The following is a 25,852-nucleotide window of genomic DNA, read 5'->3' on the forward strand; positions in this document are numbered from 1 at the left end:
ATGGCACAAGATACAGATAAAGAAATCGTAATTAATATTGAACATGTAAAAAAAGCATTTGGCAAGAACGTTGTGCTGAAAGATGTAAATCTTAGAATAAAAGAAGGCGAATCAGTTTGCACACTTGGTAAATCAGGAACGGGAAAATCAGTTATACTTCAGTGTATTGCTGGACTTTTAAAACCTGATTCGGGGAAAATAATAGTTTACGGAGAAAATGTTCCGACATTGGATGATGATGAACTTCAGGCAATCAGAAGAAAAATCGGATTTTTATTTCAAAGCGGAGCATTGTATGATTCAATGAGTGTGAGACAAAATCTTGAGTTTCCTTTAAGAAGATTAACTGACTTAACTACGCCGGAAATTAATGACAAAGTTAAAGAAGCGTTAGAACAGGTCGGACTTGCAAATTCAATTGATAAAATGCCGTCGGAATTATCCGGCGGTATGAAAAAAAGAATCGGACTTGCAAGAACTCTTATTACAGATCCCAAGATAATGTTATATGATGAACCAACTACAGGACTTGACCCAGCAACCTCAAGAGAAATAAGCCAGTTAATATTACAAGTACAGAAGAAATACAAAACATCTTCCATTATAGTTACACATGATATGGAATGCGCGCGAATGGTTTCGGATAGAATGGTAGTTTTGAAAGACGGTGAGTATATAGTTGAAGGTACATTTGAAGAATTACAAAAAAACGACGACCCTTTTGTTAAATCTTTTTTTGAAGGTTTGAATTTTTAAAATATAAGTTTTAATTTCAATATTATGGATGTAGATATCAGAAAAAAAGTTATTACGGGAATCTTTATCATTGCAGGTCTTGCATTATTCCTTGTTGCGACTTTTATAATCGGCAGCAAAACAAACATGTTCAAATCGACATTTGAACTTAACACTGTTTTTCAGAATGTTGCAGGAATAAAGGAAGGCAATACGGTTACCTTTGCAGGAATAAACGTCGGCACTGTAGATATGGTAAATATTGAAACTTTGAATAAAGTTGTTGTAATGATGACTATTGATTCTAAAATGAAAAAATTTATTAGAAAAGACTCAAAGGTTTCAATAACTTCTGAAGGTTTAGTAGGAAATAAAGTTGTTTCAATCAGTGCCGGAAATGATAAAACACCTCCTGTAGAGAGCGGTGATTATCTTGAATCTGTCAAACCGATTGGTGTCGAAGATATTATTAAGGATTTAAAATCTACAACTGAGAATGTTAATCAGCTAACAAAAAGCTTATCAAATATAGTTGACAGCGTCAGCAACGGTCAAGGTACAATTGGACAACTGATAAACAATGAATCACTATTTAATAGTGTTGATTCTACTTTCAGGAGTTTCGCATCTTCTACACAGAAAGTTGACGTAATTCTTGCAAAAGTAAGCCAGACTGTTGACCAGGTTACTGCAAATTTCAATAATCTTTCCAAAGGCGTGAATGATATTACTGATAACATTGCAATGGTTACACAGAAAATAAATTCCAGCCAGAGTTTAGTCGGTACTTTATTAACGGATACAGTCTTTGCAAATAATTTAAAGGACATTGTAAAAAATTCCAACGCTGCTACTGCAAGATTAGAAGATGGAGCATTCAGCTTTGCTCAGAACATGGAAGCTTTAAAGCATAACTTTTTATTCAAGGGATACTTTGAAGATATAGGTTACTGGGATAAGGCCGATGTTGAGAAACAAATGAACGATATTGAAGTACAAATAAAGAACAGAATAAAAGAGCTTAACGAAAAAAAGCTTCAGCTGAAACAAATTCAAAATCAGCTGGACAGCTTAACTAAAAAGCCTGCGATAAAATAAATTAATTATTTATGAGAATTTTTTTCAAAATAATTTTTTTAATAAGTTTTGCAATTATACTTTCCAGCTGCTCATCATCAACTGAATATGAAGAGAAAACTGAAAACACTGAGACCAATGAAAATACTAACACTGTAACGTATTCAGAGGAGAACGGGAACAAAATTCTTTCACAGGCAAAGATTGAGCAGCAGAACAGAATGTACTCCCCTTCAGTGGATTCCACCTATCTATACTGGCTCAACAATAAATTAATACTCTTATATAATACCACTAAGTGTAATGTATATGCATTGAACACTTTGCAGAAGTCAGGATTTAAAACTCCCAAGGTAAATGCGCTATGCCGGGATTTATATGATACTACAAGATTCAACGATATATTTCCATATGTAAAGATTACAGACAACAGCGATATACGCAAAGGTGATCTGGTGATTTGGAGGGGACATGTCATATTATTTGATTATTTATTCCTTCCTAACAAACAAAAAAGAGTTTATGCAAAAGCGTGGTGGGCAGGTACAAGTAAGGCAGATGACGGTGAAACAGTGATAAATAACGTTATATATGGGAAATATGAGCTAAAAGGCGATTTCATAGTAAGACGGCCTGTAAAAAATTAATTTTTAAGTATATTCTTAGTCCTTTAAAATTTTTACTAAATATACTATATTTACAGAATTATAAATTTATCCTAAAATAAAAAAACGGAGATATAAAATGACTGTAGAAGAAATAAAAGAGAAAGTAAAACAAGCTGTTGTCGATAAACTCGGTGTAGAAGATTCAAAAGTTACCGACGACGCATCTTTTATTAACGACTTAGGTGCAGACTCACTTGACACTGTTGAATTAGTAATGAAATTCGAAGAAGAATTTGACATTAAAATTCCTGATGAAGATGCAGAAAAAATTCAAAAAGTTGGTGACGCTGTAAAATACATTCAGGAAAAATTAGGATAATATTTTTTCTAATTCCCTAATACGTTATCATTTTCAGAGCGAAATTTTCATTTCGCTCTAATTTTTTATAACCAAAAGCAGTTTAATGAAAAAAAGAGTTGTTATCACAGGATTAGGCGTAGTCAGCCCGGTTGGATTATCCGTTACGGATTTCTGGGATGGACTAACTTCAGGAAAAAATGGTGTTGGAAACATAACTTATTTTGATACCACTAACTTTAAAACAAAGTTTGCAGCTCAGCTGCCAAGTGATTTTAACCCGCTTAATTATCTAGATAGAAAACTTTCACAAAGCGTTGACCCGTTCACAAGATATGCTTTAATTGCTTCGGCTGAAGCGGTTAAAGATTCAGGCCTTGATAAAGATATGGCTAAGCTTGATGCGCACCGCTGCGGAGTTATCTACGGCTCAGGTATCGGAGGAATGAATACGTACAGAGATGAAGAGTACAAACTTTTCAAAATGCGACAGGAAATCGACGGCAAGTTCGTTGATGACCCGAGCAGAATAAGTCCTTTCTTTATTCCAAAACTTATTGCAGATATTGCAGCAGGAAGAATCTCAATGGTGTATGGATTTAAAGGTCCTAACTACGCCACTGTTTCTGCATGCGCAACATCAGCCCACTCTATTGCAGATGCGTTCATGCTAATCCAAAGAGGAACTGCTGACGTAATGATAGCAGGGGGTGCTGAAGCTGTTATATGTGAAATGGGTATCGGCGGATTCAATGCAATGAAAGCACTCTCAACAAGAAATGATGACCCGAGCAAAGCTTCCAGACCATTCGATAAAAACCGCGACGGATTTGTAATGGGAGAAGGCGGAGCAACATTGATACTTGAAGAATATGAACATGCAAAAAGAAGAGGTGCAAAAATTTATGCAGAGCTTGCAGGTATAGGTTTAACAGGTGATGCATACCATATTACTGAACCGGCTCCTGAAGGAGAAGGATTAGTTGGTGCTATGACAACTGCTTTAGCAGATGCAGGAATGCAGCCCGAAGATATTGATGTAGTTAATGCACACGGAACTTCCACATACTACAACGATAAAAACGAATCTACAGCTGTGAAAACTGTTTTTGGTGAAAGAGCATATAAAATGCCTGTTCACTCTATAAAATCTATGATTGGACACTTACTTGGCGCAGCAGGTGCTATTGAAGCAATTGCTTCTGTACTTACTATCGTCAACGGAGTTGTTCCCCCAACAATCAATTACGAAGAGAAAGACCCTGAATGTGACCTCTTCTACGTTCCAAATACCTCTATAAAACAAGACGTAAGAGCAGTGATTTCTAATAATCTTGGTTTCGGCGGTCATAATACAGCGTTAATATTCAAAAAATACGAAGAATAATACTTGCTTATCCCTATACATGTTTAATTTTTTTAAGAAGGCTTTAACGAAATATCTTCCGTTTTTCAAGAGTAAAGAAAAAACGGAAGATTTTCTATTGAAGGCAATTCAACAGATAGATTTCGACGGCTTTCAACAGAGCATACATTACAAAATAATTGATAAGACATTTTTCATAACTGCCTTAACTCACCGCTCATTTATAAAAGTAAAAAAAGATTTTCAGGCAATCGGTTTGATTTCCAATGAACGTCTCGAATTTCTCGGTGATGCAGTTCTTGATCTGATTGTTGCAGAATATTTGTATAAGAATTTCCCTCTTAATGAAGAAGGCGACCTGACAAAGTTCCGTTCAATTTTAGTTAATAAAAAATTCCTTGCTGAAAGAGCAAAAGTAATTAACTTACAAAAATATTTGCTCGCATCTTTCACAGCATTAAAATCAATCGAAGACGGTTACGATACAATTTTATCGGATGCATATGAAGCATTGATTGGCGCAATATTTCTTGACTCAGGGTACGAAGCCGTAAAAGAATTTTTGAACAAAGAAATTTTCAATAAGCTTGATGTAAAATGGCTCAACCATTTTGATGAAAATCATAAGAGCAAATTCTTAGAATATATACAGGCGCATACGGATTACATCCCTGAATACAGAGTGATAAAAGAAGAAGGCCCTGAGCATAATAAGTTATTTACCGTGGAAGTTTTTGTAAACAGCAGAAGCTTAGGGAGCGGTAAAGGAAAATCAAAGAAACAGGCAGAACAGGAAGCAGCAAAGAATGCGCTGAACCATTTAGACGTAATTGAAAAGATGGGCTTGAAAAAGAAAAAATAATTCAGTCTTGTTTTTTTAATAAACTACTTCTATATTTGTTATAATTACAAATCAAACAAGGAGAAGTCTAAAGAGTTTTTGTTATTAATTTAGTTTAAAAAACAACACCTTCTTATTTGAAATAATATTGACCATTTATTAAAGTACATTCAATTCCTTGAATTATTTGAACTTTAATAAATGGTTTTTTATTTTATATATTAAACTTAAAATTTTATGAACCTGAAGAATTTAGTTGTATTGATAGTGCTTCTCGTATTAAATACTTCGATTTTTTCTCAGAGTAAATCTCCGGTAATAACCAAATCCCCCAATGATTCAAAATCTGTCAACCCGGCAAAAGAAGAATCAAAAGTTCCGGATTTTAAGATACTGGCTTCTACTCAAAGTTATATTGAAATCGAGTTTACTCCTCAATATATAAACAGCAATTTTGATTTCAATAATTCACAAGTCGACGGAAAAAAATACGGTGAACCCGATTTAAGATTCAGAAGCTTTCCGGTATATCTTACATCACAGATAAATAATAAAATTGAAGTAATAGATTCTAAATTTGATATAGTAAATAATGCTGATATAAAGCCAATCCCCACTCCAAAAAAATCTATCAAAGATAAAGAAGTAACAATAGGAAGCGACTACATAAAAAACGATAAAGTATATTCACTTAATAAATTTCTTCCTGCAGATTTTCCCGCCCAACTGGGAAATGTAGGCGCTGTAAGAAACCGCTACATTGCGAACGTAATAATAAATCCTGTAGAATATAATCCTGCATCGAAGACAGTTAAAAAATATACATATATTAGAGTAAGAATTACATTTGGCAGTTCACCTATTTTATTAAATAAACCTATAAGTCAGGAAGAAAGTGATTTCTTAAAAGGCGCTGCGCTTAACTGGAGAGATGCAGAGAACTGGTCAACAAAAGAGTTTAATCAGATTAAAGATAATGTAGTTACAAATAGTGTTTTTGCATCGGGTGATTTCTATAAACTGGAGATAAAAGAATCCGGAATGTATAAACTCGATAAAAATTATTTACAATCTGCAGGTATCAATGTAGGAGCTATTGACCCTAAGACAATTAAAATTTATGGAAACAACGGATTTGAAATTCCATACAGTAACTGTGTTGATTACCCTAATGACCCGGTTGAAAATGCAATCTATGTAGAAGGAGAAGCTGACGGAGTATTTAACGACAACGATTATGTTTTATTTTACGGTCAGGGAACGGTTGAATGGCAGTATGATTCAGTAAATTCCGCTTATTTACATTATCTGAATCCTTATTCCAAATCTAATTACTATTGGCTTACATTCGGTAATGGTAACGGATTAAGAATGCAGACTATTATAAGTCCGGATGTTCCTAATGCATTTACCCCTTCCAGTTTTATAGATAGAACTTTTGAAGAACCCGAAGTAAATAATCTTGGCGCTACCGGTCTCTTATGGGTAAGTCAGAGAATTGGCGTAAATGAAAGTTACAGTTTCAATAAAGAGTTAAAAGGATACATAGACGGCACTGATATAAATTTGAGAATGAGGTTAGGCAACGGTTCAAGCGCTGATGATTATTTTTATATTGCAGATGCTAATTCTCAGTTTCAGACAATAAAATATGTTTATCCTGTAGGCGGCTTTGGCAGTTTTGCTAAAATTAATTTAGATTATTTAGGCTCATCTCGTTTTGGAGTGTATTACCCTCTTAATTCGGGCAGGACTTCAGTAAGCCTTAAAGTTTCTTTACCTTCCTCCGCCGGAAATTCATCGCAAAGCGCGGGATATTATGATTATTATGAAATTCTGTATAAAAGAACTTTCGCAAGCGCAGATGGTAATGTACTTCGTTTCAATGGTTATGATACTACCGGTATAGTGGAATACAAACCATCAGGTTTCAATTCAGGCGATGTAAAAGTTTTTGACGTTACTAATTCTTATCAGGCAAAAATAATAAATCCTATTTCATATACAGGAGGTCAGGTTCGATTTCAGGCAAACACTGTTCAGCATCAGCCTAACGAATATTATGTAGTCGGCGGACAAAATTACAAAACTCCTCCTGCTGCTTCTAGAATTGCTAACCAGAATTTAAAAGGTAATTTAGCAGCCGGCGCAGATATGATAGTATTTTATCCGAAGGAATTTACATCTGCTGTGAATAGATACAAAAGTTACAGAGAGAATTCAGGTTTTAATAAACTGAAGGTTGCTCTTGTAGAAGTTGAACAATTATATAATGAATTTTCAGGCGGTAAACTTGATCCTGTTGCTTTCCGTAACTTCATGAAGTTTGCTTATAACAACTGGACAACAAGACCGACATTGGCTTTTTTCTTTGGAGATGGCAGTTATGATTATAAGAATATTTATAACCTGAGTACAAAGAATTTCTTGCCTCCTATTGAAGTATCTTCGGAGCAAAGTGACGATATTGCAAGTTATTGCAGTGATGATTTTGCAATGGACATTAATGAATGTTTCACGGTGCCAACTCCGTGTCAGCCTGATTTCGGGACTGGACGATGCTGTGTTACATCAGATGCGGAAGCCAATGTGGTGGTTGATAAAATTATTTCTTATGAAGACCCTTCCAACTACGGAAGATGGCGCGATAAAATTATGTACGTAGCAGATGACGGCTGGACAACTGAAAATCAGGGTATAAATGGAGGAGAACAATCTTTACACACAGGACAGTGTGAAGATTTAGCTGAAAATCATACACCAAAATTTTTTGAAAAAGAAAAAATTTACATTGTAAGCTATCCTGCAATTTATACACCGCAAGGAAGAAGAAAACCTGATGTTAATCCTGTAATTATAAACGGCTGGAATGAAGGCAGACTAATTATAAATTATACCGGACATGGAAGTACTGATTTATGGGCGCATGAGCATATTTTTGAAAGACAGGTAAGTATTCCACAGTTAACGAATAAAGATAAATACGCTTTCTTAACTATTGCCAGCTGCGATCTTGCCCGCTGGGATGACCCGTATGGTTTAAGCGCTGCCGAACAATTAGTGAATGAACAAAACAAAGGAGCAATAGGGGTACTGGCTGCTGTCAGACCGGTTTATTCTGCTCCAAACTCTACTTTCAATAACCTCTTTTGGGATAAATTTGCTTTCTTAAAAGATACTTTGAATCTGCCTATTCGATTGGGACAGGCTATATTTCTAACAAAACAAACCTGGCATTATGACAACGATATGAAATTTGCATTATTGTGTGACCCTTCATTAAGAGCCGGCATTCCACAATATTTTACAAATATAGATTCTATTAACGGACAACCGGGAAATTCTTTGGTTCAAATGAAAGCTCTCCAGAAAATTAAAATTTCCGGAAGTGTTCTCAGACCTGATTCAACTCTTTGGAATAATTATAACGGTTCTATTTCTATCAAAGTACTTGATGTAGATAAACAGATTCATATAATTGATTTCGGTGCTCCGTTTGATTTCAGATTAGATGGAGGCACTATATTTACAGGTAATGCAAATGTAGTTAATGGATTATGGAATCTGGAATTCATTGTTCCTAAAGATATTTCATACAGTGAAGGTCACGGAAAGATTTTAGCTTATTTTCAGAATACAACTGCCAACGGAGTTGGATATACTGATAATTTCACAATTAACGGCATAGATACATCAGCGGTGCGGGATTCTACCGGACCTACTATCAGTTTGTATATGGATAGCAGGAACTTCAGAAGCGGAGATTTGGTAAACCAGAACCCAAAACTGATTGCAGATTTTTATGATCCGTTCGGAATGAATTTAACAGGAACCATAGGGCATAAGATTGAAGCAACCTTGAACAATAATGACCAGAGTAAAATTGACCTGACTTCTTTCTACAATTCAACAAATGGTTATCAATACGGCTCAATTGAGTATCCGCTGCAAAATCTTCAAAGCGGCAAAAACACATTATCAATTAAAGCTTACGATACTTACAATAATTTCACTGTGACAAGCATTGAATTCAATGTTCAAAGCAGCTCTGCATTGACACTGGAAAATGTTTACAACTATCCGAATCCGATGAAGAATTCAACTGCTTTTGTTTTCAATCACAATTTTGATAAGCCGCTGAATGCCACAATCAAAATTTACACAGTTTCAGGCAGATTGATAAAAGAATTGAATAAAACGGGTATTACGGATAAATTTGTAAGTATTGACTGGGACGGCAGAGATAATGACGGTGACAATATTGCAAATGGAACTTATATATATAAATTAACTATAAAATCAGACGACGGAACTTTCTCACAAAGCAACGTTAACAAACTGGCAAAATTACAATAATATTTAAAAATAAACGGAGGAAAAACCTTTAATGTTAAAGAAAATGAATATGAAAATATTAGCAGCTATGATAATATTTTCGAGTCTATTAATTTCAAATTCAGATACTTTTGCGCAGAGCAGCAGTGCAGTATCTACTGGGGTACCATTTCTATTAATCGGTCCAAACTCAAGATTTGCGGCGATGGGAGAAACCGGTACAGCTATTGCCGATGATGCTTCTGCAATGCACTGGAATCCCTCCGGTCTTGCTTTTCAGACTGCAGGTACAGAAGTAAATTTTACACATAGCCCATGGCTTGCAGGACTTAATATCGGAGACTTGTTCTACGATTACGTCGCGGGCAGAAAATATATTAAAAGCATTAACGGTACAGTCGGCGCCAGCTTAACTTATCTCAACATTGGTGAGATTATAGTAACCGACGAAACAGGTAGAGAAACAGGAAACAATTACAAAGCTTACGAAATGGCATTCGCACTTGCTTATGCTACAAAGCTTAGCCCAAGCTGGGGTGTTGGTATAACCACAAGATTCATCTACAGCAGATTGTCACCTAATGACTTACAGGTTGGTAATGAAAAAGGAACCGGTACAGCTTTCACAACCAGTTTTGACCTTTCAGCTTTATGGAGACCAAACACAGGCGCAAAATGGCTAAAAGATAAGTTCTCATTCGGGGCAAATCTTTCAAATCTTGGTCCGAAGATTTCTTACGTAGATGCTGCCCAGGCAGATCCGCTTCCAACACAATTAAGACTTGGTGTAGCTTACGACGTTGTAAAAAGCGAATTCAATAACCTTACTCTTACAGCTGATTTCTCTAAGCTTCTTGTAAACAGATATACCGATGACGCAGGTAATCCGCAATCAGATCCGTTCTACAAAGCAATGTTTACATCTTTCAAGGGAGGTCCTGAAGGAATTGCAAAATCAATTCAGACTTCAGTCGGTGCTGAGTACTGGTACGGCGCACCAAGACTTATCGCTTTAAGAGCAGGTTACTTTTATGAAGACCCTTCAAACGGAAACAGAAAGTTCATCACACTCGGAGCAGGTATCAGATACAGTGTTTATGGTTTTGACTTCAGTTACATCAGTGCTATAGAAGAAAATCATCCTCTTGCCAATACATTAAGATTCGGCTTGCTGGTTAACTTCTAAATAACTTTCTTATAAAATTGAAATAAAAACCTGACAGGTCTTCTGATTTGTCAGGTTTATTTTTATAAAGCATATATCACACATGAAATTACTCGGAAAAGTTTTCTCTCTTCTTTTAATACTTACTGCATCTTTATCCTACGGGCAGAGCAAAGGTACGGACTATAGATTATCGCATCCTCTTAAATTCGGAGGAGAAAATAAAAGTTTAACTCCAAAACAATTCAGCGCATTCCCTGATACCTTTAAAGTTGTGGCCATCATGGCTGATTTCCAGCTTGATGACCAGTCACAGTCAACCGGGAATGGAAAATTCGATTTATCGAATAAATATCTTAACCCTTCAACGGGAAGAGATACTGTTATCGACTCCCCTCCCTACGACAGCACATACTTTGCCGACCATCTGCAGTTCCTGAAAAATTATTTCAGTAAGGCATCAGACGGAAAAGTAGTGATAAGTTATCAGTTATTCGGGCAGGTAGTTCACCTTCCGAACAAAATGCAGGATTATTCACCGCAGAGAAATGAAAATCTTTCCAAGTTAGGAAATTTATTTAAAGATGCATGGGCAAGAGCAGACAGCTTTATAAATTTTTCCAATTACGATCCGAACAAAACAGCATTCGTAGTATTTCACGCGGGTACGGGCAGAGATGTTGACTTAACATCTATCTTCGGATTTGACCCGACACCTTATGATTTACCTTCAGTTTATCTTGGGTTAAAAAATTTACAGGAGTTTTATGGTTCTTCATACAATGGTTATCAAACCGGAGACGGTTTTACCATAAAAAATTCATTAATAATTCCTTCAACTGAAGTAAGAGAGTTAAATTTATCATCAGGTAAATTTATTCTTGAACTTGGTATGAACGGAATTCTTACAGCAAGTTTCGGAAGTTATTTAGGACTTCCCGATTTATTCAATACAAATAACGGTAAAACTGCTATTGGAAGATTCGGTCTTATGGACGGTCAATCTATTTTCAGTTTTAATGGTTTATTTCCGCCGGAACCATCTGCATGGGAAAAAGTTTATTTAGGATGGGTAAATCCTATCACTATTTCTTCAGGTGCAGCTGATTTACGAATTAAAACTTCATCAGGAAATACTACCAATACTGACTCCACAATGTATAAAGTTTTAATTAACTCACAGGAATATTTTTTAATAGAAAACAGAAACCGCGATTATCTTAATAACGGACAAAAATTATTTATACACAACAGAGCATTTAATGATGTTAATACTTATACAAGAGATGTAGATGATTTTATTTATTTTAATACTTCTGCAGTCGGCGGAAACATTACCGATGTTGAAGATTTAGACTGGAGTTTACCGGGTCTCAAAAACGATACGATAAACTACAGAGGCGGAATTTTAATCTGGCATATAGATGAGAACGTTATCAATGCAAACTTTGCATCCAATACAATTAATAATGTTGTTGAACACAAAGGCATTGACCTTGAAGAAGCAAAAGGCGCTCAGGAAATCGGAATAACTTTCAATACACCTTTCGGCGCAGTAACCGGTGACGGAACAATTGTAGATTACTGGTTTATGGGAGAACATTATGTTCCTGGTAGTATTTACAGAAATTCTTTTACTCCCAACTCCATCCCGAATTCTCTAAGTTATTCATTAGCTAACAATGGAGTAAACATTACAGATTTTTCATGGCAAGACACCGTAATGACTTTCAAAGTTTCAGTAGGCGGAGATTTTATTAAACCTCTTGCAGGTTTTCCTAAGTTTATCGGCATTGATACAAGCGGAAATGCGCAGCCGGTAGGTTTGCATTTTTCAACATCAACAAACGATGATATTTTTGTGAATGCAAATAATAATGGATATGGCTTTAAATATAATGGTATCTCTATAAATTCGGATCCATCCGGTCTGGCATTACCACAAAACGGAAAATATATACTTGGTGGAATTAGAACGACAAATGGTAGTAACTCTATATTTGGTATCGGCGAACAATCTATTGCTAAATATTTATCAAGCGGGAATTTTTTAATTCAAAAACAATTCAATACCGGAAGATCAAATGCTCCTCTTATCGGAAGAGCTTTAGGACTTTGGTGGTATGTAGGACTTGATAATGGTTCTATATATAGATATGACGGAAATTTGGACGGAATTAGAATTGATTCGCTGGCTTCCCCTGTGAAACAATTTGCAAGTATTGTACTTGCCAGCGATACTTTAACATACATTAATGCTAACAACAAATTTATCGTAACAGGTAGTTTATTATCATCTGGTTCTAACGACATTTTGTCTGTAAACAATAACAATGAATTTTTTATAAATGGAACTAAGCTCGCATTAAATTACGGTATATCAAATGTTATTTCATCTCCGGTACTTGCTGATATAAATAAAGATGGAAGGCAGGAAATAATATTCAATGCTGATAATAAAATTTATGCAATAAATTCCGGTGGTACTTTGCTTGAAAACTTCCCTGTAAATTTTAATCAGAAAATTACTTCAGGTGTTTCAGTAGCAGATATAAACAATGACGGCGTTTATGATTTATTGTTTACATCATCAACAGGTGATTTATTCGCTTATGGAACTGACGGAAAAACTGTTTCAGGTTTCCCTGTTAAAGCCGGAATAAATTCAAATTCTACCCCGGCTCTTGCAAATCTGAATGACACATTAGGTATTATAGCCTACGGCAGAGACGGATATTTATATGCTTTTAAAACCACAACCGTTTACAATGATAGTACTGTACTTTGGAAAAACTTCCTGAAGGACAGGTTTAATTCAAACTACAATACTAAATCAAATTATGTAGCGCCTTCATATTCAGAAAAACTTCCTAAGGATAAAGTTTACAACTGGCCAAATCCTGTTTATGACGGAAAGACATTTATAAGATACTATTTAAACGGCTCAGCAGGAGTAGTAAGCATTAAAATTCTTGATTTATCGGGAGAGCTAGTTACATCGCTTCCTTCAAAGAATGTTTCTAATGCAGATAATGAAGTAGTTTGGGATGTTGCAAATGTTCAAAGCGGTGTTTATTATGGAGTGATTGAAGCAACTGTTGATGGCACTAAAGAAACAAAGATAATAAAAATTGCAGTTGTAAAATAATTTTTAAGCGTGTTTGGTATTTTATAAAAGCGGAGCCTTAAAAAACTCCGCTTTTTTTTATGCAGTTTAAAATTTATTTCTATTTAAAACTCTTCCTTTTATCTTCTATATATTTTTCCACATGGTAATTTTTACATTCTCTTTAATAATAGCATATTTCCTTACTCACCTTTTTTTAAGATACGGACTTGATAAGTCCGTTTCGCTTAAAACAGTAAATCCATCACCCAATAATAAGGTTACAATAATAGTTGCAGCAAGAAATGAAGAGAAAATAATTGGGCAGTGCATAACTTCTTTAAAGCAACTGACATACAATAAGGAAAACCTTGAAATATTTCTTGTAAATGATAAATCTACGGATGCTACTAAGGAAATAATGCTGAAAGAAACATCCGGACATTCTTTTTTTAAAGTAATAGATTCCCGTCCGGAAAGTTCTACAAATTTAAAAGGTAAAGCAAATGCGCTTGATACAGCCATTATGCAATCATCAGGAGAAATAATAATAGGAACCGATGCTGACTGTAAAGTGAACAAGGAGTGGGTGCAGGAAGTAGTAAAATATTATGATAAAGATACAGCAATGGTATGCGGAGTTACATATATAAATTCATCAAATTCAGTTTTTTATAAAGTGCAGGCTTTAGACTGGGTTTATCTTCAGACTCTTGCTTCGGCCAGTTCAGGAATTAACATGACTCTCAGCTGCATAGGAAATAATTTATCTTTCAGAAAATCAGTGTATGAAGAACTTGGCGGATATGGAAATATTCCTTTTTCAGTTACTGAGGATTTAGCGCTTATGCAGGAAATTCATTCGAAGGGTTATAAAATAAAATATCCGATCAATGAAAATTCAATTGTAGAAACGCACGCTTGTAAAAGCCTGGATGAATTGTTTAAACAAAAGAGAAGATGGTTCAGAGGCGGATTGAAAATAAATATACTTGGCTTATTACTCGGGCTGGAAATGTACCCCGTAAATCTAATCCTGATTACAGGCTGGTTTTTTCTTAGCTGGGAAATTTATTTCCTGTTTATACTAATAAAAATATTTTCAGAGGTTATATTAATTTCAAAACCGATGAGAACTTATAAATTCACATATCTTTATACCTACTTTGTTCACTTCCAGCTGTTCTTCGCATTCTATGGTTTAACACTGCCATGGACATTTCTTTTTAATACAAAAATACAGTGGAAGGACAGAAAATTTTAACTTCCTAAAATTTTACTAATGGAAAGTGAAATCTTGTATTGATGCTGAATGTTGAATAAGATTTCGAATAAGAATATTTACCGTAGATATCAAAGATATAAAGCGTAAATCCTAATCCCCCTCCGTAAGCAATCTGACTCTCACTAAGCACTAACCCCGGTATCTGAGTTGTTTCGGGTGCTATTGTAGAAGTTCCTTTAATATATTTAACTTCAAGCGTTGCGAAAGGTATCGTGAAACTTGTTTTAAGATATTTTGAAAGTATTATATCTATACTCCCCCCAAAAGCAAAAGTTTTCGTATCGAATGTTGTTAAGAGATTTGTGGTCATAAATTCATCATTGCCATGGTGCTTAGCAACTTCAAGCAAAGCGCCAAAAACAAACGGGTAAGTTTTTTTTGATGAATACTCAAGCCTTACTCCAAACTGAGCGGCGATTTTATTTGTCTCTGCAAACTTTCCGGTAGGGTATACAGCGGAAAGTGTTGGAGATATAAATATTCCGCCCGGATTTGCAGTCCCTTTTTTTACAGGTGTGAATGAAGAATCACTTTGGGCAAACAATAATACAGGGAAAATGCACAGAAATATTATGATAAAAGATTTCAGTTTCATTTACTTTTTTTAATTTAAGAGCGTAGATATTTCTTCATCAGTTTTTCTAAATTAATTTTATCTTTCTTACTTATACTACTTTTTTGCTCAGCAAGTTCTGCTGCAATTATACCAAAATTAAGGTACAAATTGGTAAGTGTCTTATCTACTTTTATAAGCTCTTTTATGTGTTTTTCTATAATAGTAACATCATTTCTATCTATGGGACCTGTAAGAGATTTTACGACTCCCTGCCTGTTAATATTTTCAAGCGTATTTTTTATTATTGGTTCGTAAATTTTATATGTTTCTTTTTCATCACCGCCAATTTGTTTTATTATTTTCGACGCAGCATAAATTAATCCGATTAAGTAATTTGAAGTTACAACTGAAGCAACGTGATATAAATACTTATCTGTGTTTTTTACAATAATGAAATTTGATTTCAAATCAGCCGCAATCAGTTTACAATATTCAGAAGCAATCCTTCCGCCTTCGATTCCGAAGTAAATATTTTCAACAAGAGAGCTGTTCTTTGTAACTTCACTGAATGTCTGTATCGGATGAAATGAACCACAGTTTGTTTTTGCGACCTTCAACCTGTAAAAAATATCAGATGACAGAGAGCCTGAAATATGAATAAATAATTTATTCTTTAAATCTATTTTATGATTTTTAATTTCATCAACTACAGATTCTATTTTAGAGTCCTGAGTCATTATAAAAACAACATCTGCACCATCCAGAAATTCTGAATTAACTTCTGCTGAGCATTGTATCTTATTTTTCTTTAAATCTTTTGCAAAACTCTTTTGTTTCGTTAAATTTCTTTCACTTACAAAATTTATTGAATATTTTTTCTTAATAAACTCATAAACAAAAGAAGAACCGACCTTGCCAGCGCCTATTATATATATTTTTCTCTTTTTAAAATTCATAATCTTACATTCATCTTTCAAGAATAATGGTTACAGGTCCGTCGTTCAATAAATCAACTTTCATATCAGCAGCAAATACTCCTGATTTTATTTTATCCGCTTCATACATGTTTTTCATTTCATCAATCATTAACTCATAAAGTTCGTTTGCTCTTTCCGGTTTTTCCGCTAAAACAAAACTTGGTCTGTTTCCGCTTTTGCCGTTATCAGCGCAAAGTGTAAACTGAGATATAACCACTATCTCTCCCGAAATATCTTTAACGCTTAAGTTCATCTTTCCCTGTTCATCTGAAAAAATCCTTAAGTCAACAATTTTTTTTGAGAGATATTTTATCTGCTCTTCGTTATCCCCCGTTTTCACACCCAGAAGGATTAGCAACCCTTTGCCGATTTCACTGTGCAACTTCCCGTCTATTGTAACAGAAGTCTTTGTTACACGCTGAATAACTGCAATCATTTGCTTACCTCTAAAACTCTGTCATTATCGCTGTAATCTTTATAAAAAGTTGAGTTTATTCCTGAAAATTCTTGTAATAATTTTTCAAGATTTGCCTTCTGATTATATGCAATTTCAAAGAACAATTTTCCCGTTATAACAGGATTTGTATAAAGTTCTATAATCTTTCTATAAAAACTTAATCCGTCTTTATAATCTGTAAGCGAAATTGTCGGTTCGTATTTATTAACTTCTTCATTCAAACCTTCAAATTCAGTGTAAGGAATGTAAGGGGGATTCGAAACAATATAATCTATATCCTTATTAAAATTATCAATATCAAAAATATCTTTTTCTACAAATGAAATTTTATCTTTACTGCCTTCAAGCTTATCAAGGTTGTATTCAGCAACTTTTAAGGCATCCTTTGATATATCTATTGCAACTATGTTATAGCTCAGACCCAGCTCATCAAGTTTTTTCCCAATAGCTATTGATATACATCCCGAACCGGCACCTATTTCAAGTATGTTTATATTGTCTTTATTACTTTTTTTCATATCATCAAGCACCTTTTCTACAAGTATCTCAGTTTCCTGCCGTGGAATCAGAACATGTTCATTTACTTTAAATCTGTATCCGTAAAAATATGCATGGCCTGTTATGTATTGAAGAGGCTCATGATTCAATCTTCTTTTAAACCATTCCCTATATAACTCCAGTTCATTTTTTGTTAGAGGTTTCTCAAAATCCAGATATAGTCTTACCCTGTCACAATCAAGCACCTCACATAACATCAGCTCAACATTCAGCCTCGGGTTTGTTATATTCTTTTTTGCAAGAAGCTCAGTTGAAGATTTAATTATATCGAGAACCGTCGGATTAGAAATTTTTTCCATCTTTACTTTGAAGCATTTTTAGAATCATAAACAACCTTACCATTTGTAATAGTCATTAAAACTTTTGTTTCTAAAAGTTTTTTTGGATCGGATGTAAAAATATCATTTGAGATTACAACCATATCACAAAATTTATCTTTCTCAATGCTTCCTTTTATTCCCTCTTCAAATGAAGAATATGCGGCATATATGGTATAAGATTTTAACGCTTCCAGAATTGTTAACTTCTGGTCTTGTCCCGGTAAATTTATAACAGTATCTGCCCACTGACGGGATGTTAAATAATACATCTGAATAAATGGATTTATCTGGTTGAAAGGAAATTCAGAGCCCGTCAAAATGAATCCCGATGATTTTAAAATCGAATTCCACAATCCGGCCTTTTTACTGACTTCAGGATTTATTAACTCGGGAATCAAAGGCATATCAGTCAAATCTTTTTCAGGATTTACACTTGCCAATACTTTTAAATCCTTTAAGCGATTTATATCTGACTGGTCAGTAAACTCAACCGAACTCAAAATTGTCCTGTGGTCTTTCGGATTTTTTTCTTTAATAACTTTTTCAATTGTATTCAAAGCTCCGTTGAATGCCCTGTCACCAACAGTCTTTACCGAGAACTGAAAATTTTTATCAATAGCTTGTTTAAAAACTTTCTCAATTTCAAATTCATCGCTATACGGAATTTTTCTCTTCGGCTCTTCTTTGTAATCATCTTTCATAGCAGCATCCTGAATTTCAAATGCTCCGTCGTAATCAAGGCACACTGAGCGGACAGTGAGTTTATCTTTATAATTTATTTCCGCTCCTTTTTTAAGATAGTCTTCAAATAATTTATCATTTCCCGTTAGCACTGCATACATTCTTATTGGAAAACTTCCTTTATCTATGAGTTCTTTAAAAACTTCAATACCGCCTTCTGCAATATTTCTGTCATGAACTTCCGTGATACCGTATTTCAGAAGCTCCTTTGCTCCTCTCTCAATCTGAATTGCCATTTCTTCATGGGAAGTCTCAGGCAGCTTATCTTTTATTAACTGCTGTGCATCATCAATAAAAATACCTGTAAGCTCACCTTTCTCATCTTTTTCAATTTCACCTTCACCAGGACTTTGAGTGTTTTTATCTATACCAACTGAGTTTAATAATTTTGAGTTTACCCAGACTATATTGCCGAGATAATTTATAAGATAAACATTGTTATTCGGTGCAACTTCATCAAGTACAGATTTATTTATCTTTAAAAAATCCTCTTCAGAAAAATTAACTTCGTTCCATCCGTAACCGCCAATCCATTCACCGGGTTTTACACTTTTAACTTTATCTGCTAAAATTTTCTTAACATCATTTAAATTTTTAGCTGAAGTAAGGTTAATAAAGTTCAGATTCTCAGAAAAATCTACAAGTGAACCATTAGCATCAATTAGCCCGGGAATAACAACTGCTCCTTTCAAATCCACTGCATTATCATTTCCATACTTATCAGTTATTGCTTTAGTAGTTCCTGTTTCGATTATCTTACCTTCCTTTACGGCAACGGCTTCAACAATGGTATTGTTGTTATCCATTGTGTAAATTTTCCCGTTAATAAATACACTATCCGGCTTTTTAGAACATGAGGATAAAGTCAGAATAAATAATAATACAACCGCTATAAAAATATTTTTTTTCAGCATTGGAATTAATTTATAGTATAATACTAATTTCGGATTTTAATTAAAATTTAATAATTTTTAGGTGTGATTTGAGTGGAAAAGTCTAATTATGAATGGAATTATTGATAAAATGTAACTGTAAAACAACTTCCGCCTTCAGGCAAATTTTGATGTGTAATATCTCCATTCAATAGTTTAACAAGTTTCTCAACAATTGATAAACCAAGACCTGTGGATGTCTCACCTCCGGTTGGTTTATTTGAAAGATGAGAGAACTTTTTAAATAACGATGGCAGTTCTTCTTCTTTTACTCCCGGACCATTATCTATAAACTGTACAACAATATTATTTTCATCATTAAAAGTTTTTATAACAATAGAACCTTCTAAAGGAGAATATTTAATAGCATTAGAAAGTAGATTTTCTAATATTTCTTTTAAAACATTCTCATCAGCTTTAATTCCTGAATCCGATAAATTATTTTCAAATATTAGTTTCTGATTTTTTCTTTCGATACTGTTCTCAAATTCTCTTATCGTCAAGTTTATTACATCCGTAATATCAAGCTCTTTAAAATTTAGTTTTAATTTTCCGTTTTCAATATTATTGAGATTAAGAAGATTGTCTATAATTTCCTGCATTCGTTTTGAAGAATGCTCTACTTTATTTAATCTTTGAGTAAGGACAGTTTCAGATATACTGCCTGCATTTCTTTTGATGGATGAAACTGATAGAACTATATTTGCAAGAGGATTTTTCAAATCGTGCGCAACAATTTCAAGGAAGTCGCTCCTCTCCTGATTTAATTCTTTCAATTTTTCGTTTGCCTCAGCAAGTTCTATATTTCTTAACCTTTCAATTTCTGCCTGCTTCTGTGTTGTTTCAACTTTGTGAATTATCTCTAATGATTTAATTCTCTCAGCTATTTTTTCGTTCAGTTCATTTGTTTTAAGTTCGTCATGTATTTTATAGTTTTCCAGAGCTGCCTGATAATCCCCCCTCAGTTCATAAGCTTTTGAATAAAGCAGATAAAATTCAGTAGTCATCCGCACAGCATTAATTTGATTCACATATTTCATTCCGTCATTTAATGCTTCCAAGGCTTTATCAGCTTCATTTATTTTTAAGTATGTCCCGGCAATATGAGCATAAGTTTCACTAAGCATCAACGAATTATTTAGCTTCAGATATATAGATAGAACTTTTTGAAATATTTTCAATGCCTCATCATACTGTCCTGTTTCTTTTTTTATCAAGCCGAGAATACAGTATGAGAACGCAAGCGAGCCTTTATCTTCAAAAGAACTTTTTATTTTTATTGCTTTAAGAATATATACATTTGCCTTTTCATAATTTTTTAATGCAACTTCCAGAGAGGCAAGATTTGTATAACATAAGCCCAGACTTTTGTTTTCATCCAGCTTCTTTTTTATCTCCAACGATTGAAGATAATATTTTTTTGAACTCTCAAATTCATTCATAGAATAATAACAGCCGCCAATATTATTCAATACTTTTGATTTTATCGCATCCTCACCTATTTCTTCCGCAAGATTCAAACTTTGAAGATGGCATTGCAGCGCTTTTGGATAATCGCCGATAAAACTATAGCATTGTCCCAGCAGACTAAGTGTGTTTGCCTGCATTTCTTTATCATTTAAAGATTGAAATAGTATTAAAGACAGCTCAAGATTTTCAATGCTAATTGCATAATTACCTAATGCAATGTTTATGCTGCCTAAATTTCTTAATGATAATGCTTCACCTTTAATGTAATGAGAGTCGTGTGATAGTTGAGCTGCTTTTTCAAGCATAGATTGGGCTTTTTCGGGAGAATTGCTTCGCTCTTGTGAAGCTTTTTCTATGAGCTCATCAATATTTTGGGACAGGGGCAATTATTACTCGTTGGATTTCAATTAAAAATATAATATTGTTAAAAATTTTGATAAAATTAAGCACAATCATACCATTTCTCCCTTGAGATAATTTTAAAAAATGAGTATCTTGTTAATTCTGCCGGAGTAGCTCAGGTGGTTAGAGCGTCGGAATCATAATCCGCAGGTCGGGGGTTCAAGTCCCTCCTCCGGTACACTTTTCTTCAATACTTTTTCCCTTATCACATTCAACTTTAATTTGTATTTTAAAGCATTAAACCAATCTGCAAATTGAAAATACTTGCATTAAGCCGTGATATATCCTTACTCAATATAGTTGACTATATTTTGTATAAGGATTATAAAATTATCAAATCAACTTCATTTGAAAATCTTGATGCAGATATAAGCAGCTTTGATTTGATAGTAATCGATTTGCCATATTGGGAAGAAAGTCCGAACATAAAAAAAGTTCTAAATGGTATAAACTTACCTATAATAATTCTCACTGAGGATAAATCCGCTGCCGTACTTTCTAATCTTAAAAATGAATACAATCTTAGAACCGTTCTTAAAGAACCGCTAAGTAAAAAAGAACTTAAGGAAACAGTTAAAGAATTATCAAAGAAGAAAAAAAATAAAAAAGATAAGGATAGAAGTTTTGAAACAAGCGAAGTATATATTTCTTCACCGATAGAAAGTTTAGTTAATAATAATGAAGTCGTTTTTTTCAGAATTACTGACTTGCAGGAAAAAAGAATTGAGTATATTTCAGATAACTATAAAAAGGTTTTCAATATAAATCATAGCCTTGGTAATCTGAAAGAATTTGCAGAGGACCATGAAATACCGTTCATATCAAATTCATCTCCGGAGTATTCAACCGTATATAAAATAAAAAATGAGTCGCAGTTCATAGTTTTAAAAGAATCCGGTAAAGGTATCTTTGATGCCAACAAATATTTGGTGAATGTAGAAGGCACGATTATAAATTATACTGATGAATACATAAAGCAAAGCTTGGTTAAATTTGTTGGTTCAGTTTTTAATATTGAAAATTTTTCCCTAGATACATCTGAATTTATCAGAAAAATAGTTCATGAGTTTTCACTTAATATTCCAAAAGACTTAATACAGCTTAGCATAACATTTTCCGGTAAAGATTATTTTACTAATGATTTTATTCCTACTGACTTTCTTATATCAAGCGACATTATCTCATCAGATAAAAAGCAGGGAGAAGTATTATTATTCTCATTGAACAACAATTATGATGACACATTAAAAGAGTTTTCAAAAATTCTTGCCGATGTTATACTTATTCATTCTGAATCTGAGCAGTTAAATTCAAAGTACTCAACCGAAACAAGTGAGCTTAAACAGGAATTGAATTTAATAACAAACCGGCTTACACAGGCAGAGGCCGCATTCCATGATAAAGCAAAGTCATTCGATAATCTGAATGAACTGTTCAATTCTGCTATGAAGGATTTTAAAGTAATATCTTCTAAATTTAGCAGAACAGCAATAATATTTGAAACAAATGCTGAGGGTAAGTTCTTATCTGCAAATGAAAATTACTACAGGGCAGTTGCAAAAGATAAATCATCATTAGCCGGAAAGTTTTTTGATGAAATATTTGATAATTCAAACTGGCAGAATTTTCAGTTTGAATTTTTCAACAACGCTAATCAGGAAGTGACTTTAAAGCAGAAGAATAAAGAAGGACGCGCATCTTATTTCAGTTTTCATATTTCAAGAGAAGAAACAGATAACGGTTACAAATTCGTTTTCTATGGCAAAGATAAAACTGAAGCGAAATCTCTCGAAATAGAATTAGGCAAGCAAATTAGCGAGTATAATTCAAAAGTCACCGAATTAATCGATGCAAAGAAAGCGAATGAGTTACTCTGGGAAGAGATTAACACTTTAAAAGAAGAGCTGAAGGAAAAAGATGAAACTATAAAAAAGCAGGAGAAGAAGTTATTAAAAGTTCAGGAGCAAATTGAAACTAAACCTGAAATTCCTGTTACACCTTCCTTTTCAAAAGATGAATATAAACTTGACAGTAAAGAAGCAGAGGAGATTTTTAAGGAAGATGTTGAACAAAAAATAGAAGAAGCAAAAGAAGAAATTACTGCGACACAAGACGAGAATGAAGCTATCTTTAAAAATTTAAGAGGAATTGATTTTAAGATAGGACTTGCAAATGCATACGATAACATCGATACTTACAATGAAATACTTGTAAATTTTGAAAACGACTATGCAGATTTTGTTAAAGATGTAAAAGGAATGTATCTGGTTAATGATAACGAATATATAAAATCGCGCCTGCTAACTTTATCAGAAGAGTCTAAGTACATCGGTGCTGAAGATTTGGAAAAATCAGCGCAGCTTTTCCATGATAAACTTGCTGATAACAAAATCAACAATTTTGATTTTGAGCTATCTGTATTGGGAGTACATTTAAACTTTACTCTCGAATCAATTAGAAAATATAAAGATGAATATTCTTTGCTTGAACCGAAGCCAAAAGAAGATGTTATTACGCATGAAGATGTTGAATCCAAAGCAGAAGTGTTTGATGTAATTCAGGAAAAAGAATTCACAATTTCCCTTGCACCGGAGAAAACTGAGGAATTTAAAGAAAGATCCGAAGAAGAATCCAAAACAGAATTTAATGAAGAGTTAATAACAGAGTCTTTTGAAACTCAAACTGATATCGATGTCGAACAAATAGCAGAAGAAAATAAGTTAGTAGATGAAATTCATCAGGAAGTACTAGTTCAGGAGTTAAATAATAATGAACCTGAAATTAAGGATGATGGAAATATTCAAGAAAGTACTGAGGAAAAAGCTAACGATAACAAAGAAGAAACTGTTGCAAGTCCTTTTGTAATTCATGTTAATGATTTACAAAAATCAATTGAGAACTCAGAAGACACATCTATTTTAAAAGAAAAACTTTTCAAGCTGAAATTCGAAAACAGTGACTTCAATAAAATTGAAAAGCTTGAAGAACTTGAATCATGTATTGAAAGCGGAAATCACAGCAGCGCTATTTCTATATTAAACGAATTAAAATCTTAATTATTACTCTGCATTTTCCGGTAAGCCGGGCTTTACAAAAATTACTTTTTCTTTTTCAAGAATTACTGTCCCCTCTCTGAATCCTTTTTTCTTTTTAACATATTTGCGTTCAGTATAGGCGACAGGCACATTACCGCCGTTACGCGCCTTACTGTAATATGCTGCAATAGATGCAGCGGATAAAATGTATTTCTTATCGATTTCTTTTTTTTGTCCTGTTTTAAGTACAGTATGTGAGCCGCTGAAACCGCGGACGTGAAACCATAAATCATTCTGAGCTGAGTATTTCATTGTAAGCAAATCATTCGATGCACTATCCTTTCCTACCCACACTTCAAGATCATCTGCGACTTTAAATTTTCTGAACTTATTCGTTTCATCATCCCTTATTTTTTCTTCTTTCACTGCTAATTTTCTTAAATTTTTATAATCTTCGTTATTTTTTATTGATTCAATTTCTTCTTCTATTTTTTTCTTCTGATTCTCTGCATCTGCTAGTTTCTTTTCTATTAATTCAACTGAACCCTTTAACTTTTTATATTTCTCAAAATAATTTTTCGCATTTTCCTGTGGAGATAAAGTTTCTTTCAGCTTAATTGAAATTATTTTTTCTTCATCTTCTGTTTCAAATATAATATCGCCTTTTTTTATTTTCCATATGTTCTCCATAATTTTATCGCCGTAAAGTTTGTACTTCTGTGATTCATTTACGTTTGCAAGCTGTGTTTTAAAACTCAGGATACTGAGTTCGGCATGTTTTAATTTTTTACTAAGTCCGCTTAAAATTTCCTGCTTCGCCTCATTAAAATTCTTTTCCTTATTTCTGTATTTAATCCAGTTGAGAAGCAGCTCATTTATATTTTTACATACTATCTTTTCATATTCAGGTTTATCTGTCACTTCAAAAAAAGAAGCAAATATTTTTTCTCCTGCCCTGTAAAACAGATATTGAGGAGTCGAATAAATTTCCTTTAGCTTCTGAATATCCGGTACAATTGTAAATGCATCTTTCCCGAACTTACTCAGCTCTTTTTTCAAAACATCGGTCTCTTCTCTTTTATCAGATAAAATTTCGTTTATTGATTTTTCTGAATTATCTTTACTATCCTTATATGAATTAATTACTGCTCCATTCTGAACATAAAAGCAATTCTGCTTATGATTTACAAAATTAAAAAGTAAGCATGTGCTGTCATCAAAAAAAATACTGATAAGCCTGTCATCATTAACTAAGCTGACATAAGAAATATTCTTACCTGTGCACTCTTCCATAATCAAAGCAATATTTTTTGAAGGAAGATAAAAATTATCGCGCTTTACTAAATAAGTGAAATCATTTTCAATGCTGTATTCAAGCATTATCTGCTTATCTTCCTTGACGCATTCAATGTGAAGTTTATTCCTCTCGAATGTATTTATACTTTGAATTGTAAATCCTTTCAGATCACTGTTCAGATATTCCGACTGCTTTTCAAGTATATAAAAGTTATTTATCCGTGAAATCATA

Annotated in this window: 18 protein-coding genes and 1 tRNA gene; 12 read left to right on the forward strand and 7 right to left on the reverse strand. The window is 33.6% G+C overall.

Annotation, left to right across the window (positions count from 1 at the left end; all coding sequences use genetic code 11):
- From JST55_10440 to JST55_10485, 10 genes are all read left to right on the forward strand, one after another.
- Nucleotides 1-756 carry an ABC transporter ATP-binding protein gene (locus JST55_10440; GenBank protein ID MBS1493922.1) on the forward strand — a complete coding sequence of 252 codons (756 nt, stop codon included), beginning with the start codon at nucleotides 1-3 and terminating at the stop codon, nucleotides 754-756.
- A 24-nt stretch (nucleotides 757-780) separates the two neighbouring features.
- Nucleotides 781-1,833 (forward strand): MCE family protein, encoded by a 1,053-nt coding sequence (locus JST55_10445; GenBank protein MBS1493923.1) that lies wholly within the window; start codon nucleotides 781-783, stop codon nucleotides 1,831-1,833.
- Between the two features lie 11 nt (nucleotides 1,834-1,844).
- Nucleotides 1,845-2,459, forward strand: a complete 615-nt coding sequence (locus JST55_10450) for a hypothetical protein (protein ID MBS1493924.1) — start codon at nucleotides 1,845-1,847, stop codon at nucleotides 2,457-2,459.
- A gap of 97 nt (nucleotides 2,460-2,556) precedes the next feature.
- Nucleotides 2,557-2,799 (forward strand): acyl carrier protein, encoded by a 243-nt coding sequence (locus tag JST55_10455; GenBank protein ID MBS1493925.1) that lies wholly within the window; start codon nucleotides 2,557-2,559, stop codon nucleotides 2,797-2,799.
- Between the two features lie 85 nt (nucleotides 2,800-2,884).
- Nucleotides 2,885-4,165 carry a beta-ketoacyl-ACP synthase II gene (fabF, locus tag JST55_10460; protein MBS1493926.1) on the forward strand — a complete coding sequence of 427 codons (1,281 nt, stop codon included), beginning with the start codon at nucleotides 2,885-2,887 and terminating at the stop codon, nucleotides 4,163-4,165.
- Nucleotides 4,166-4,262: 97 nt separating this feature from the next.
- On the forward strand, nucleotides 4,263-5,006 hold the full coding sequence (gene rnc, locus JST55_10465) for a ribonuclease III (protein ID MBS1493927.1): 744 nt from the start codon (nucleotides 4,263-4,265) through the stop codon (nucleotides 5,004-5,006).
- Nucleotides 5,007-5,222: 216 nt separating this feature from the next.
- Nucleotides 5,223-9,341 (forward strand): type IX secretion system sortase PorU, encoded by a 4,119-nt coding sequence (gene porU / locus JST55_10470; protein MBS1493928.1) that lies wholly within the window; start codon nucleotides 5,223-5,225, stop codon nucleotides 9,339-9,341.
- 49 nt (nucleotides 9,342-9,390) lie between these two features.
- A complete protein-coding gene (porV, locus tag JST55_10475; GenBank protein ID MBS1493929.1) occupies nucleotides 9,391-10,506 on the forward strand; it encodes a type IX secretion system outer membrane channel protein PorV in 1,116 nt (371 codons plus the stop codon).
- An 82-nt stretch (nucleotides 10,507-10,588) separates the two neighbouring features.
- A complete protein-coding gene (locus tag JST55_10480) occupies nucleotides 10,589-13,633 on the forward strand; it encodes a hypothetical protein (GenBank protein MBS1493930.1) in 3,045 nt (1,014 codons plus the stop codon).
- A gap of 121 nt (nucleotides 13,634-13,754) precedes the next feature.
- Nucleotides 13,755-14,855 carry a glycosyltransferase gene (locus JST55_10485; GenBank protein MBS1493931.1) on the forward strand — a complete coding sequence of 367 codons (1,101 nt, stop codon included), beginning with the start codon at nucleotides 13,755-13,757 and terminating at the stop codon, nucleotides 14,853-14,855.
- Nucleotides 14,856-14,859: 4 nt separating this feature from the next.
- On the opposite strand, the gene JST55_10490 is transcribed toward JST55_10485, so the two are convergent.
- The 6 genes from JST55_10490 to JST55_10515 form a co-directional block, all read right to left on the reverse strand.
- A complete protein-coding gene (locus tag JST55_10490; protein ID MBS1493932.1) occupies nucleotides 14,860-15,471 on the reverse strand; it encodes a hypothetical protein in 612 nt (203 codons plus the stop codon).
- A gap of 14 nt (nucleotides 15,472-15,485) precedes the next feature.
- Nucleotides 15,486-16,388, reverse strand: coding sequence for a DUF2520 domain-containing protein (locus JST55_10495; GenBank protein ID MBS1493933.1), 903 nt, complete (start codon nucleotides 16,386-16,388; stop codon nucleotides 15,486-15,488).
- A 10-nt stretch (nucleotides 16,389-16,398) separates the two neighbouring features.
- Nucleotides 16,399-16,845 carry a D-tyrosyl-tRNA(Tyr) deacylase gene (locus JST55_10500; GenBank protein MBS1493934.1) on the reverse strand — a complete coding sequence of 149 codons (447 nt, stop codon included), beginning with the start codon at nucleotides 16,843-16,845 and terminating at the stop codon, nucleotides 16,399-16,401.
- Entirely contained in the window at nucleotides 16,842-17,723 is an 882-nt protein-coding gene (prmC, locus tag JST55_10505) for a peptide chain release factor N(5)-glutamine methyltransferase (GenBank protein ID MBS1493935.1), read from the reverse strand. Before prmC ends, JST55_10500 begins: the two co-directional genes overlap by 4 nt.
- 2 nt (nucleotides 17,724-17,725) lie before the next feature.
- On the reverse strand, nucleotides 17,726-19,399 hold the full coding sequence (locus JST55_10510) for an amidohydrolase (GenBank protein MBS1493936.1): 1,674 nt from the start codon (nucleotides 19,397-19,399) through the stop codon (nucleotides 17,726-17,728).
- 98 nt (nucleotides 19,400-19,497) lie between these two features.
- Nucleotides 19,498-21,273, reverse strand: a complete 1,776-nt coding sequence (locus JST55_10515; GenBank protein ID MBS1493937.1) for a tetratricopeptide repeat-containing sensor histidine kinase — start codon at nucleotides 21,271-21,273, stop codon at nucleotides 19,498-19,500.
- A 120-nt stretch (nucleotides 21,274-21,393) separates the two neighbouring features.
- Between JST55_10515 and JST55_10520 the strand changes: the two genes are divergently transcribed.
- Nucleotides 21,394-21,467, forward strand: a tRNA-Met gene (locus JST55_10520).
- Between the two features lie 76 nt (nucleotides 21,468-21,543).
- A complete protein-coding gene (locus tag JST55_10525) occupies nucleotides 21,544-24,345 on the forward strand; it encodes a hypothetical protein (GenBank protein ID MBS1493938.1) in 2,802 nt (933 codons plus the stop codon).
- 3 nt (nucleotides 24,346-24,348) lie between these two features.
- Here the strand turns inward: JST55_10525 and JST55_10530 are convergent, their stop codons facing one another.
- Nucleotides 24,349-25,851 (reverse strand): DUF814 domain-containing protein, encoded by a 1,503-nt coding sequence (locus JST55_10530; GenBank protein ID MBS1493939.1) that lies wholly within the window; start codon nucleotides 25,849-25,851, stop codon nucleotides 24,349-24,351.
- Between the last annotated feature and the right edge of the window lies 1 nt (nucleotide 25,852).

Source organism: Bacteroidota bacterium (genome assembly GCA_018266835.1).
GTDB lineage: Bacteria > Bacteroidota > Ignavibacteria > Tepidaquicellales > Tepidaquicellaceae > JAFDZO01.

What these genes read in the sequence shown, in the direction of transcription:
- JST55_10440 (MBS1493922.1), top strand. Translation starts at nt 1, where the DNA reads ATGGCACAAGATACAGATAAAGAAATCGTAATTAATATTGAACATGTA.
- JST55_10445 (MBS1493923.1), top strand. Translation starts at nt 781, where the DNA reads ATGGATGTAGATATCAGAAAAAAAGTTATTACGGGAATCTTTATCATT.
- JST55_10450 (MBS1493924.1), top strand. Translation starts at nt 1,845, where the DNA reads ATGAGAATTTTTTTCAAAATAATTTTTTTAATAAGTTTTGCAATTATA.
- JST55_10455 (MBS1493925.1), top strand. Translation starts at nt 2,557, where the DNA reads ATGACTGTAGAAGAAATAAAAGAGAAAGTAAAACAAGCTGTTGTCGAT.
- fabF (MBS1493926.1), top strand. Translation starts at nt 2,885, where the DNA reads ATGAAAAAAAGAGTTGTTATCACAGGATTAGGCGTAGTCAGCCCGGTT.
- porU (MBS1493928.1), top strand. Translation starts at nt 5,223, where the DNA reads ATGAACCTGAAGAATTTAGTTGTATTGATAGTGCTTCTCGTATTAAAT.
- porV (MBS1493929.1), top strand. Translation starts at nt 9,391, where the DNA reads ATGAAAATATTAGCAGCTATGATAATATTTTCGAGTCTATTAATTTCA.
- JST55_10480 (MBS1493930.1), top strand. Translation starts at nt 10,589, where the DNA reads ATGAAATTACTCGGAAAAGTTTTCTCTCTTCTTTTAATACTTACTGCA.
- JST55_10485 (MBS1493931.1), top strand. Translation starts at nt 13,755, where the DNA reads ATGGTAATTTTTACATTCTCTTTAATAATAGCATATTTCCTTACTCAC.
- JST55_10490 (MBS1493932.1), bottom strand. Translation starts at nt 15,471, where the DNA reads ATGAAACTGAAATCTTTTATCATAATATTTCTGTGCATTTTCCCTGTA.
- JST55_10495 (MBS1493933.1), bottom strand. Translation starts at nt 16,388, where the DNA reads ATGAATTTTAAAAAGAGAAAAATATATATAATAGGCGCTGGCAAGGTC.
- JST55_10500 (MBS1493934.1), bottom strand. Translation starts at nt 16,845, where the DNA reads ATGATTGCAGTTATTCAGCGTGTAACAAAGACTTCTGTTACAATAGAC.
- prmC (MBS1493935.1), bottom strand. Translation starts at nt 17,723, where the DNA reads ATGGAAAAAATTTCTAATCCGACGGTTCTCGATATAATTAAATCTTCA.
- JST55_10510 (MBS1493936.1), bottom strand. Translation starts at nt 19,399, where the DNA reads ATGCTGAAAAAAAATATTTTTATAGCGGTTGTATTATTATTTATTCTG.
- JST55_10530 (MBS1493939.1), bottom strand. Translation starts at nt 25,851, where the DNA reads ATGATTTCACGGATAAATAACTTTTATATACTTGAAAAGCAGTCGGAA.